At 44.7% G+C, this 12,852-nt stretch carries 12 protein-coding genes; 2 read left to right on the plus strand and 10 right to left on the minus strand.

Annotated elements, in window-relative coordinates; all coding sequences use genetic code 11:
- Positions 1–4: 4 nt before the first annotated feature.
- Genes DI392_RS06480 through DI392_RS06490 form a run of 3 tightly spaced genes read right to left on the minus strand, consistent with a single transcriptional unit; the run spans position 5 to position 3,388 of the window.
- Positions 5–1,237: an ABC transporter substrate-binding protein gene (locus tag DI392_RS06480; protein WP_109319095.1), complete on the minus strand. Its 1,233-nt coding sequence runs from the start codon at positions 1,235–1,237 to the stop codon at positions 5–7.
- A 23-nt stretch (positions 1,238–1,260) separates the two neighbouring features.
- Complete coding sequence (locus tag DI392_RS06485) at positions 1,261–2,691, minus strand: ATP-binding protein (protein WP_109319096.1); 1,431 nt, start codon at positions 2,689–2,691, stop codon at positions 1,261–1,263.
- Positions 2,681–3,388 (minus strand): response regulator, encoded by a 708-nt coding sequence (locus tag DI392_RS06490; RefSeq protein ID WP_109319097.1) that lies wholly within the window; start codon positions 3,386–3,388, stop codon positions 2,681–2,683. Before DI392_RS06490 ends, DI392_RS06485 begins: the two co-directional genes overlap by 11 nt.
- Before the next feature lie 835 nt (positions 3,389–4,223).
- Here DI392_RS06490 and DI392_RS20005 point away from each other — a divergent pair.
- A complete protein-coding gene (locus DI392_RS20005) occupies positions 4,224–4,799 on the plus strand; it encodes a methyl-accepting chemotaxis protein (protein ID WP_425445685.1) in 576 nt (191 codons plus the stop codon).
- 152 nt (positions 4,800–4,951) lie between these two features.
- Positions 4,952–5,545, plus strand: coding sequence for a class I SAM-dependent methyltransferase (locus DI392_RS06500; protein WP_109319099.1), 594 nt, complete (start codon positions 4,952–4,954; stop codon positions 5,543–5,545).
- A gap of 55 nt (positions 5,546–5,600) precedes the next feature.
- Here DI392_RS06500 and DI392_RS06505 read toward each other — a convergent pair whose 3' ends face one another.
- The 7 genes from DI392_RS06505 to DI392_RS06530 all read right to left on the minus strand — a co-directional run bounded on the left by DI392_RS06505 (position 5,601) and on the right by DI392_RS06530 (position 12,852).
- Complete coding sequence (locus DI392_RS06505) at positions 5,601–6,293, minus strand: response regulator (RefSeq protein WP_109319100.1); 693 nt, start codon at positions 6,291–6,293, stop codon at positions 5,601–5,603.
- Positions 6,294–6,296: 3 nt separating this feature from the next.
- Complete coding sequence (locus tag DI392_RS06510; protein ID WP_245883976.1) at positions 6,297–7,958, minus strand: ATP-binding protein; 1,662 nt, start codon at positions 7,956–7,958, stop codon at positions 6,297–6,299.
- Positions 7,959–8,128: 170 nt separating this feature from the next.
- Positions 8,129–9,466, minus strand: a complete 1,338-nt coding sequence (citS, locus tag DI392_RS06515; RefSeq protein WP_109319101.1) for a citrate/sodium symporter CitS — start codon at positions 9,464–9,466, stop codon at positions 8,129–8,131.
- A 419-nt stretch (positions 9,467–9,885) separates the two neighbouring features.
- The gene (locus DI392_RS19680) at positions 9,886–10,029 is read right to left on the minus strand and encodes a hypothetical protein (RefSeq protein WP_219930884.1); all 144 of its coding nucleotides are present in this window, start codon (positions 10,027–10,029) and stop codon (positions 9,886–9,888) included.
- Positions 10,030–10,144: 115 nt separating this feature from the next.
- The gene (locus DI392_RS06520) at positions 10,145–10,942 is read right to left on the minus strand and encodes a hypothetical protein (protein WP_109319102.1); all 798 of its coding nucleotides are present in this window, start codon (positions 10,940–10,942) and stop codon (positions 10,145–10,147) included.
- Between the two features lie 164 nt (positions 10,943–11,106).
- Positions 11,107–11,637 (minus strand): MltR family transcriptional regulator, encoded by a 531-nt coding sequence (locus DI392_RS06525; protein ID WP_109319103.1) that lies wholly within the window; start codon positions 11,635–11,637, stop codon positions 11,107–11,109.
- A 66-nt stretch (positions 11,638–11,703) separates the two neighbouring features.
- Complete coding sequence (locus DI392_RS06530; protein WP_109319104.1) at positions 11,704–12,852, minus strand: mannitol-1-phosphate 5-dehydrogenase; 1,149 nt, start codon at positions 12,850–12,852, stop codon at positions 11,704–11,706.

Raw genomic sequence — 12,852 nt, forward strand, 5'->3', positions numbered from 1 at the left:
TGCTTTAATTACTTTCAGCAATCGCGATAATTCGTTTAATTAAGTCCTCATCTGTAACCTGAGTATCACGATAAAAACGGTAGATTTCGGAATTAATGGCCTGCTGAGCCACTGGGTTAATAGCCATTGAGTCGGTCATACTTGGAATGGCTGATGCGTGTTGTCTGGCGGCCGCATAATCCCGGAAAGACTGCTTCTGACAGGTGTTAAAGTCTTTCAGGTCAATATCGGTGCGTACTGGAATCGAGCCTTTTACCTTATTAAAGTCAGCCTGAAACTGTTTGTCGCTCAGAACCCTTGCTACCTTATCGACCTTTTGTTGATCGAAATTCCTGCTTTTCAGAAAAATAAGGCTATCCATGTTGTAGAGATAACTGCCATTAGCGGAAGGAGCAGGATAACAGCCAATATGGTCGGGAACCTGAATGTTCTGGCTGAGTAATTCTCCCAAAATCCAGTCTCCCCCTATCTGAAACAAGGCCTTATTCTGAGCCAACTGCAATGTTGCTTTATCCCACGGTATATCCTGCAGGGGATGATCCGTTAGCATACTAAGCCGGCGGAACTGTTTCAGCACATGACGCATTTGCTCTGAATTGATGGTGTTGGGGTTGAGATCAACCAACGTTGCCTTATAAAACTCAACGCCTCCTGTGGCTATCATTATACTTTCAAAAAGCTGGGCAATCTGCCACGGACGGGCACCGACGGCTAAGGGATTGACCCCGGCTTCTCTGGCTTTTTCCATCGTGGATAGCATTTCTTCCCAGTTTTGAGGAACCGTCATATTCAACTGCTTAAGAAGGTGGTGGTTGACCCATAACCAGTTAAGCCTGTGCAGAACCAGAGGCATAGAGACATAACCATTTCCCGTTTTATTGATCCGTTTAGCCAGAGGGTAGAGTACGCTATCCCAGTGCTGTTCATCGGCAATATGGTTAAGTGAATGCAGAACACCGATGGCATCCCAGGCTTTAATCACCGGGCCCTCAATTTGGGCCATATTCGGGCTGTTTCCCGCCAGGGCCCGGGCCTGCAGTACGGTGAGGGCCGTATCACCGCCGCCGCCAATAACCGGAGACGGATGGTATTCTATCTGATGCTCAGCCAGCTGTTTTTCCAGTACGTTCAGGGCTGATTTTTCACCTGCTGATGTCCACCAGTGCAGGAATTCAACATTCTGACCGCTACAGACGGGAGATAAGAACAGCAAGGTGGCGATAAGTGATGCTTTCATGATTATTCTCGTGGAAAAGATAATTATTCTTTTGGAAAAGAGAGAGTGACCCGTAAGCTGCCATTATTGGTCAGGCTCAGGTAAATACTGCCGCCGTGAGCTTTGGCGATACTTTGTGAAATGGTCAGACCAAGTCCGTTACCCTCAGTGTCACCTGAGGCCCGGAAATAAGGGTCAAAAAATTTACTCAGTTGTCTGGCATCAAGCTCCGGACCATGGTCTTCAATAATGATCGTTTGTGATTCTGTATCGTCCAGCAGGGTAATGTCCGCTTTATCCCCGTATTTTAATGCGTTATCAATCAGGTTCTGAAAACAACGTTTTATGGCCAAAGGCTTGCCGGCAAAATGGGCGTTAATTTGTCCCTGAATCCTGATTTTATCGTCAGAGCCGGGAATGGTGTCTTTGATATGCCGAATCAACTGGTTAAAATCTATCGGTTCAATATCTTCGTGAATATCCGTCTCTTTAATGCTCTGCAGCGCCCCTTTCACCATAAGGTCGAGATCATTCGCTATTTTACAAAAGCGTTCCCGATCCGTGTCATCATCCAGCATTTCTGAGCGTAATTTCAGGCAGGCAATCGGTGTTTTTAAATCGTGGGAGATGGAGCTGAACAACATTTCCCTGTCCTTGATATGACTATCAATGCGCCGGTTCATCTTGTTAAATGCTCTGACGGCCGCACGCAGCTCTGCACTGCCTTCTTCTTTCACTTCCGGTACTTTGAGACGGCTGGACATCAACGTTGCAGCTTTAGCGAGCTTGCGGATTGGCCTGATTTCTCGCCTGACAATAAACCAGGTACAAATCAGAAGTAACAGAGCCGAAAACAGTAGCGTCAGCCATTCCCTTGGCGCAAAGTATTCCGTTTCCAGATTGACGTAAGGGGCAGGTAATACGGCAGCCAGATAAAACCATTCCTGCGGGGCGACTTTTACCTGAGTCACCAGAATAGGCGGATTTAAACTCCCATAGGAAAGGGAGTAATGCGCCCATAGCTGTGGCAGATCATCAATTGGCAGCTCATTATTAAAAACCTTCAGATTATCACGCAGCGTAAAATCGACTTTGATAATCGGGTCTCCTTGCAGTTCGTTTTTCAGAAGCGTTTTAACTTCGTTGATAACCAGTGTTTTTCTATGGCTGTCAGGCAAAGGATCCAGAGGAATTTCATGGTCATTTAGAGAGACGAAAAAGCGAGTACCTCCCATGCTACGCAACTGATTGAGAACCAGGTGTCGGTATTCGGCCGGCAGTGTCTGAAAAAAAGAGATAGTCGATGAGGCGCTCAAAGCAAGGCTGTTTACCGTGGTAAGTAGACCTTTCTGATCTCTTTCACTGGTCTGTTGATACCAGATCAGCCCGGCCAGAAGCTGGGCTGCGACAATCACTGCGAGCAGAAAAACGCTGGCACGAACAGCCAGTGAGTTGAACCGGAATCTAACTTTCATAGTGAACACTGGCCGCCAGCATATAGCCTTTGTTCCGAACGGTGACAATCAATGTCCGGTCTTTGTCTTCCAACTGATGGCGTAACCGGCTTATCTGCACATCAATGCCGCGTTCCAAAGGCTCAGCATCCCGCCCCCATATTTCCCGGGCGATATCATCACGGGTCAGAACTGATTCTGCGTTGGCAATAAACAACCCCAATAGGGACAGATCGGCACCGCTTAATTGCTTGATGATGCCAGTTGAAGGATGGATTAGTTTTCGGGTAACCGTATCCAGTTGCCAGCCGGCAAAGGTAGCTTTTCTCGCCAGCATTGGCCGTACCGGGGCCTGGCTACGGCGCAGAATGGTTTTTATTCGGGCAAGCAGTTCCCGTGGGCTAAATGATTTGGTGATATAGTCGTCGGCACCCATTTCCAAACCGGCCACACGATCGGTTTCTTCGGTAACTGCCGTCAGCATAATAATGGGTACATCTGATATTCGGCGTAGCTGCTGGCATAACGTCAGGCCATCGTCACCGGGCATCATAATATCGAGGATAATCAGGCAGACTTCCTGTTTTTCCAGCACCCGCCACATCGCCTCACCATTTTCAGCCCCGATGACAGAGAACCCTGTTTTACCTAGATAATCGGAAAGCGCATCACGCAGGTCCTGGTTATCGTCGACCACAAGAATTGGCTTATCTTTCATAAGTTACCCTGATGTATTGATATGTGTCTGAGACCGATATCCGACCAGTGCTCACATTAATAACACTTATTTAAGCTATTATGCCGTGTAATCAGGAAAGAAAGAACGAAGAACAGGAATGGAAATGTAAGGGTTTCGATACATTTCAAGTTGTAACAAAGGGAGCCTCCTCTCTATTGCGGTGCCCGCATCGAAATAAAGTCAAAGCTGTACTGATAAACCCGGAAGTAGTGAATGGTGTACTCGAATGCAGGCAGTATCTGCGGTATAAAAATATTTTGACAAACCACGCTGAAAGTCTGTATATCTACCCCAAAATATTTTGTTACATTGCTTGTTTTATTTTCCCCACAGGAAACTCTCCTGAAATATAACTATACCATAAGGGTTTACTATGCTTTTTAACCTGCCGATTTTCCGGAAACTAGTCATAGTCGATATTGCTATTTTAGCAATGATGCTTATACATTATCTGTTTGCAGAAAATACACTAAATATAATAACTTATATCGCTATATTGTGCGCTGTAGGGTTGTCCCATGCGATCATTCTTTCTCTGTTTTTACAGAATATACTTAACCAGTTACAGGGTAAATTACTGCAACATCTTGGATCCGGAAGCAGAGAGAACCTGAACTTCAGTCAACTGAACAATGGTGTTCAGCAATTGCTGGATGCTTATCAATCCCGGGGAGCACAGATTGCTGAGCTGGAGCTGCGGGCCGATCAGCTTCAGTCAGAGGTTAATCAACTGATGGCCGCAAGTGATGCGAAAGGCTCCGAGCAGGAGAGGTATCTGCAGCAGGCAGCAGACACACTGAATGACATTGCGGGAATGATTGATCAGGCGTCTGCCATTGTTGAGTCTGTTTCAGACAGCAGCAATGCGGTGAAAAACGATATCTTTGGCTGTTGCGAGAACCTGGCGGCTTCAGCCAAAGCGACTAAAGATGATGCTGAGTTTATCAGCAGCTGTAAAGGGCAGGTACAGCAACTGGGACATGGTGTGTCTACCATCAATAACCTGGCTCTTGAAATTAATGATATCTCAGACCAGACGAACCTGCTTGCTCTGAATGCCGCGATAGAAGCGGCCCGGGCCGGAGAGCAGGGACGTGGCTTCGCGGTGGTTGCCGATGAAGTCAGAAACCTGGCAACCCGTGCAAGAGCAGCCAGTGCCAAAATTGAGCAGAGTATAGAGTCGGTGGTCAAAGAAGCTGAGGCTTCTTCTGAAGCGATAGAAAAAATCAGCTCAAACGTGGATAAAGCGGTGATCTATACCAATGCCGAGCATGAATCTATGCAGAGTATCAGTGACAGACTGTCCGGAGTAACCGAGCAGATTGTTGAGGTTGCTTCAGTGCTTGAGCAGCAAAGGGCTGCCATTCATGATGCGACAAAACGTCTGTAAGACATAGAGTCATTGAGTTAATGTTAAGAACGATAGAGTGGGCTTCATTGAAGCCCGCTCTTTTTTGTCGGTCACAGTGGGAGCGAATTTCCTATTGGCATTAATTCTCATTTACTTTATATTAGTATTATCTAAAGTTTGAGGTGATGATTATGTGGGATGCTGTGTACGATGTCAGCGATTATGTTTATGGCGAACAGCCAAATGATTTTCTGAGAAACAATGTGAATGCTTTACCCAGAGGCAAAGTGCTTTGTCTTGCCGATGGGGAAGGGCGTAATTCGGTTTTTCTTGCTAAGCTGGGGTTTGAGGTAACCGCGGTCGATTTATCAGAAGTTGCAATTAAAAAAGCAAAGACACTGGCCCAGGAACATAACGTTGAAATTCACTTTATTCATGCTGATCTCAGCGAATTTGATTTAGGCTGTAACCATTGGGATGCGATTGTTTCTATATTTTGTCATTTGCCACCAGGGCTTCGTCGTCCGGTGCATGCGAAGGTAGTCAAAGCGTTAAAAACGAACGGGGTATTTTTAGCTGAGTCTTATACGCCTAAACAACTAGAGTTTAAAACCGGTGGGCCATCAAGCGCCGACATGATGTATTCAGAAAAGATCATCTCGACAGAGCTGTCTGAACTGAATTTTCTATTGCTCGAGGAGAAAGAAAGATTTATTCAGGAAGGAAGCAAGCACAATGGTGATAGCCACGTAGTGCAGGTCATTGCTCGTAAGGAATCAGACTAGACACCAGACCCAGCGGGAGAATTTCCGCCGGGTCTGTCCGGTGAGATAGCCGGGTTCAGCCGGAAGTGTTATCCACTTTTTTGTAGACGCGTTCCGGCCGGCCAATACGACCATGTTGAATAACCGCTTCTACAATGCCTCTGGCTAGCAGATATTCCAGATAGCGGCGCGCTGTGGTTTTGCTGATACCCAGATCTTTGCCTAATGTTTCGGCTGTATAACAGGCTTCCTGGTCATCAAACGCCTGAGTGACTTTATCCAGACTGAGTTCATCAATACCTTTTGGCAGGCGCTCAAGACGGGCTGACTTGGACTGAAAGTTGAACAGGGCGTCAACGTGACGCTGGTTGATATGTTCGCTCGCTTTCAGGGAGCTGGTATATTTCAGGTAGCGGTCCAGCGAATCTGACAGGCGATCGTAGGATATCGGCTTCATCAGGTAATCAAAAACACCACATCGAACGGCTTCCCGAACAGTTTCCATATCGTTTGCAGCGGTAATAAAGATCACGTCGGGCACATTGTCCATCGCCGTAATTTCTTTCAGTAAATCAATGCCTTTTCCGTCTGGCAGGTAGTTATCTAACAATACCAGTTTGGGTTTTAATAAACGGATCATAGTGCGGGCTTCAGCCACTTTCTGGGCGATACCAACGGCTCTGAAACGTTTCGTTTGCGTAATATAATGAGAATGAAACTCGGCAATGTTCGCTTCATCTTCAACAATCAATGTGTCATAAATTTCCATTGGTTAAATCTCATTCGGAATAAATATAGAAAAAATGGTACCGGCTGGTTCTGCATCATCAATTAATATATTCCCGCCAGCTTTGGTTACATACTGATGGACCAGATGTAGACCTATCCCATGGTTTGGCTTCCCTTTGCTGGTAATGCCTTTTTCAAATAGGGTATCTGCTATCTCTTCTGGTATACCAATACCGTTATCGGCGACCTCTATCACTAGTTCCTTTCCGTTATCATCAGAGAGAAAGACAGAGATAGATTTGTTGCTATCCGGGTTTTTTAGTGTGGCTTCGTAAGCATTATCCAAAAGGTTACCGATGATGGCTGCCAGCTCATCTTCACTCAGCCGGGCAGGAGGCCGCTGTAGTTGACAATATGGGTCAAATTCAAGGGTGAGTCCGAGTTCTTTTGCCCGGCTGTATTTTCCCAGTAACAGCGCAGCGATAATCTTTGAACTAAAGGACTCGGTTATGAAGTCCACAAACTGTTGATGAGTTTCTGTTTCCTGTCGAATGGTGTTCAGAGCTTGATCATAAGCACCAATCTGAATCAGACCGCTGATGGTGGAGAGTTTATTAGCATATTCATGGCTGACGACCCGAAGGTTATCGGTTTGTTGCCGGATATGGGCCAATTGAGTTGTCAGGATACTCAGATCATTACGTGGTCTGAAACTGATTACCCATCCGACATGCTGATCTTCTTCCCATATGCCAACACGAGTGGCAATCAGTGCTTCGCCATTACACGTGATCTCTTTATGCTGAGATTTTAGAGTGTTGGCTTCATCATCAATTTTAGCTCCGACAAAAAAATCGGCAGGGGTTATATATTCATTAACCATCCGTTCCCGTAGGTGAGATGGGTGGTAGGCAATACCAAGAATATTCAATGCGTGTTGATTGACGGACAGAATGCGACCTTGTTTGTTCACCGCAATAATGCCTTCATAAACCGCCTCGAATACCGAGTTCTGTACCCGTAATGACATGGCTATTTCTTCGGGCTCCATACCATACATTTGACTTTTCACGTGCTTAGAGAACCACCAGGCCCCCAATGATGAAGACAAATAAATGACAAATAGAACAGCAAAGAAGGGAATAGAGTAGCGCATTAACTGGGTGCTGATGGTATCAAGCAGATACCCGACGGATACCACACCAATAATGTCCCCTTGAGCTGAAAATACCGGTGATTTACCCCGGATAGCGAACCCCAGGCTACCTTTGCGAATGGAATAGTAGTGTATACCTTGCTTCAGGGCTTTTGCGCTGTCTCCGCCTTGCATTGGGTAACCGATTTTTTCCGGATCCGGATGGGTCAGGCGAATACCATTTTTATCCCCGACAACAATGAAATCTGCATCCGATATTTTGGTCAGTCGAGCGACCTGATTATAAATGCTATGTACGTCTTTGTTTTCCATTGCTTCAACAAAGAGGGGGTCACTGGCTATTTCTCGGGCCTGTTCAACCGCTCGTGTGCTTACCTGGCTATTGAGAGTGTCGGACAGAATGGAATGGAAATAGACCCCAACCAATAATACTAAGAAAGAAACAACGCCAAACAGTAATACCCAAACCCGTTGTCGGAATGAGAGGCTTGCGCATAAGCGATGATGTATAGCTGGTTTTGGCATAAATAATGGGGCTGAGATCGGCATAACAGAATTACTGATTAATGTATCAACAAAGTGTGGGAATAGACATAATAAAGGTGGTGGTATCAATGGCTTAAATAGCGTTAATGCATTTATTGCTGTTGGAGCATGCTTATCTTTGAAATAACAGAGGAGCAAAGCTGAACTTTGTTCCTCTGAACGACTAAGTAGGTTTAGCTCATCATACCAAACACGATACTAGCGATAACCAGCACGATACCACCGCCAAGACGTGAAGAAATTTGCGCATAAGATAGCAGGCTCATACGGTTGGCTGCTGCCATAACTTCAAGGTCACCAGAACCACCGCGGTTAGCCATACACAGGCCAGCTGTGATAGATGATTCGATAGGGTAGAAGCCCATAACCCAGCCACCAAGAGCGGCACCAATGATTGCACCAACAACGATTAGCGTAGCAATGATCAGGTTCACGAAAGTGATGGCATCAATGATTTCCTGAAGGTCAGTATAAGCAACACCCACACCTACCATCAGTACCCAAAGCATATGCTTAGAGAAGAAAGAAGAAAGACGTTTTGCACCTTCTTTGATTTCATCTGAACAGATACCTGTCGCGTTAATGATAGCAATGATGATTACCATATAAGCAAAGGTGTGGATTTTCACATCACCAAAACCAGGCAGGATGGATTTTGACAGTGCGTAAGACAAAGTATACACACACGCAGCCAGCATTAGGCCGATAGCGATTTCACGCGGGGTGATTTTTGGTGCAACGTCGTCTTCTCCTACATCGAAGCTAGATTTACGTAGTAGTTCACCGTTACCTGTCAGAGCTGGCATTTTTTCACCGATATTGTTTAGTACGGCAGCCGCTACGATAGCAACGATGTTAGCGATGGTCAGAATAGCGATAGCGACAGAGTAGTATTGCTCTTTTGAACCGCCAGTAACAGATTCGTAGATTTCTGACAGAGGAATCGCACCTGCGCCGTTACCGCCACCCATGATAGGCAGTACGTATAGCATCATGATGTTGGAAGGTGAAATACCAAAGATCAGACCGGCGGTAATACCCAGGATAGATGCGCCCAGAACTGCCGCAAGAATCGTTGGGATATAGCCTACCAGAGACTTAAGCAGTAGCTTACGGTTAACGGCCAGAATAGACCCGGTAATCAGAACCGCGATGAAAAGATTCAGGAAGCCTGTACTTTTCATTACGTTTGTTACGGTAGTAACTTCTCTGTCTGTCAGCAGTCCCGCGTGTACAAGCCAGGCGGCAGCCAGGAAGATCATAACCGGAGCACCACCGATGTACTTGTTGAAAATTGGCAGACGTTTGCCAATTTCACCAAATAGAGCACCGACAACAAACATAAAGCCAAAGCCGCCAACGACATTCTTTGGAAGTGTATCGGTAAAGTGTGCGATCAGAACCACTGCCAAAAGGACTGCATAAAGGTGTAGAGGGATCCCGAAGAACGAAATTTGCGATAACAAACCCGAACGTCGGTTTTCATCAAGGGTCAAGATTTCTTGAGTCATAATTGAGTTCCATAGTTGATGTGACTATGGAGAATTCTATTGATAAAACCGTAATCTAATTGTGAGAATAACCAGTTAACGCCGTAGAATAAAAATGGCTTAAAAATTAAAAGATTTTAAGTGGACAATAGTATTGTCTTTAGAATGTTTTTAGCAATCGACTATCATGTGATTTCGGAGGAATTTGGAGGAGATGTCACCGGTATTAGAGTAGTTTGTGCGACTTTTAAGTCAGGCGTATACAAAGAAAATAAGTGTTTAACCGTTTGAAAAGAGAGATAAAACAAGATGGTGGTTTATGAGTAGCTTGCTCAGTGATACTCCTGTTTAGTCTTCTAAGTAAAAATAGATATACCAAAAAGAGTTAAACAGAAGTCCTCACTGATCGGTTACATGGTGCTAAAGACCAATCGTGTTATTTACAGCAGAAGGGTAAAAGCTGTAAGGGCAGACACTGTGACGACTCCTAAAGCTCGCACCATTAAAGGAGCTTCATTGTATTCAGTTAGGTCACTGTGTTCCCAGGTTTTTAATGCTCTTCTCAAATCACTGTTGACAGTCATATGCGCTCTCCTAATGTCTAGTACAATAATATACAGTGTATATACAAAGTATAACGATTGCAACTCAAATGTCATACCAATGTCACACTGCTGTCATAATTGAGGTAAAAGGTGTTCAGTTCTTGCGTCTGTCAATCTGTTTCACCATAGCAAGGTAGGATTGACAACTGAGCTCACTGGGAAGATCGGCAAGATGAGCAAAGGGATGTTGCCCTTTAAAGCTATAGGTTTTGTAATTCAGTTCTGCGACAACTGAGAACCGAACATATTTTTGTAGGATATATTGGGTTGCTCTGGTGGATGTTTCCGCAATGACGTAGTCGTACCCACCAGAAATGGCGTGTTCCATGCAGAGTAATCCCAGGTTCAGACCAACTTCTCTGTGTCTGTACTCAGGCAATACACCTTCATTACATAGGTGGAGTGTTTTATGAGTTTTTATTTCCGGGTACTGCTGGCTGATTTGCAGGTCGAGTTGTTTAACCATATCAATAACCGGCTCATATTCTGGCGGTGCGGCGGCGGAGCAGAGAGGGTGGGCGGCTTCCAGGTCATCAGAATGGCACTCCCCGGTGAGTAGAACACCGACCACCTCTTCTGATAGCGTTTTGGCAATAAAAGAAGGGGGGGATTCTTTTTCCACAGCCGCTTTACAGATGTCCAGAAACATTGGGTTATATTTTTTGAAATATTGCTGATATCCAATGAGTTCGGTTTGGGCACACAACTGGGTTTTGGGGTCACTAAAATAAGCTTCAGTTAAACAGGCGGCGGCCCTGAGAATATCTTTTTCATATAGAATATCGTAAGAAATGTTGTTTTCAGTATAAGGGAGGCTATGCTTTTTCAAACAGTCTAATGGAATAGATAAATTATCTCTTAAGCAGGGATCTGATTTAGCAGTACTGTTCATATGCATGCCTTGTTATATAAATAAAAAGCCAAAACAGAACATTGAGCGGAAATAGCACTTACTCTTATATACTGGGTATAGCTATGGGGATATAGACTGTCAAATGATCCAAATCATGTAAACTTAAGATACTGATAAATCGATATATCAGAGCGTTATATTTACTATAAATAATTGCTATTTAATACTTCACAGATTTCAATAATAACCAATGACAATCCGGATTTAATCACTTGCTGCTGTCTCTGGATCTGAAGTTCATTGAACTCTTCTTCCAACTCATCCGGATAATGGCCGGATGAATTGAGTGAAGGGAGCGCTATTCTTTCGGACAACGTCATATTCTGTAAAGAGTTAATGATGTAGTGATCGGTGAAAGTATGTTCATCAATTTCTTGATTAAGTTTGGTCTGCAGTTGAATAATATCTTCAATATCATGGTAAACCATCTCGGGTAATATACCAATAGCAAACAGTAATTTAGAGCGATCAAGGATTTCGCCTAATGGGCCTGATTCATTAAGAAGTGGCTCAACAACCGTTTGCACAGCAAAGTCATCTTTTCTGAATATTCGCTGTACAAGTGCATCTATTGACTGAGTAAGAAGATTGACCGCAATATTAAAAAAACCTCTTACCGTTGGTGCGGAATTCAGTGCTTCAATAATATCGGATTCATTATTAAGTTCTTTCATAAAAACACTATAACGACAAAGTGTGGTGATAAGGGAATGGATACCCCATTCCCTTCGGTAAATGGATTAACTAATCTTGTTATATAACGCTTCTATCTGAATCGCTTCTTTACCGTTTTCATCCAATTCACAATACTTGGCCAGTGTCTTTCTGACACCCATATCCGAAATAGTCTCCTGTAGCTCGACAGCCTGAGGATCGTCGCTATTAGTGTATTTCAATGCCGCTGCAACACCTTTTAGTAAAGTGTCGTTAGCCGTACCATATTCGATAGTGCCACGCAGGGGCTTGATTAAGCGGTCATCTTTACCCAATTTTCGCAGTGGCTGACGACCAACACGGTCGACTTCATCCACCAGATAAGGGTTAGCAAAACGACCCAGAATTTTCTCAATATAGGCTGCGTGTTTTTCTGGTTCAAACCCATAGCGATTAATCAGAACTTCACCGCTTTCTTCCATGGCTCTTTTTACATCGGTTCGAATGGCTTTATCCTCAATGGCTTCCCGAACCGTTTTATGGCCTTTCAGGTTACCTAAATATGCGGTCACACAGTGGCCAGTGTTCAAGGTAAACAGTTTGCGCTCAACAAATGCCATTAGATTATCGGTACGTTCCATACCCGGGATATCAGGGATATCACCTTTAAATTGAGTTTCATCCACAATCCATTCACTAAAGGTTTCTACGGTGACTGCAAGCGGATCGGTTTCACCTTCTTCGGCTGGTGGCACGATACGGTCTACCGCTGAATCGACAAAGCCGACATACTCATCTGCTTTTACTTTTACATCATCAGTCAGCAGCTCAAATACAGCGGCTTTCAGCTGGCTAGTTCCGCGAACCATATTCTCGCAGGCAATAATGTTCAGTGGTGTTGTGACACCGCTGCTCAATCTTTTTTCCAGACCTTCAGCGATGGTTTTGGCAATGATCTTTAATACTGTCGGGCCCACGGCAGTGGTGATGAGATCCATGTCAGCGATACAGTCAACGACTGAAGGATCGGTTGAGTTAATGGCAGTCACGCCTGTGACGGTTTCTACAACACAGTCAGCGCCGACGACTTTTACCGGATATTCATTTCTTTCAATGAGTCCGTTAACAACGGCTTCATTCACGTCGGTGAAGGTAACGGCAACACCAGCGTCAGCCAGCAGTTTACCAATAAATCCGCGCCCGATGTTTCCGGCACCAAAATGCAATGCTTTCAT

Origin of the sequence: Vibrio albus, assembly GCF_003144035.1 — a bacterium.
Lineage (GTDB): Bacteria > Pseudomonadota > Gammaproteobacteria > Enterobacterales > Vibrionaceae > Vibrio > Vibrio albus.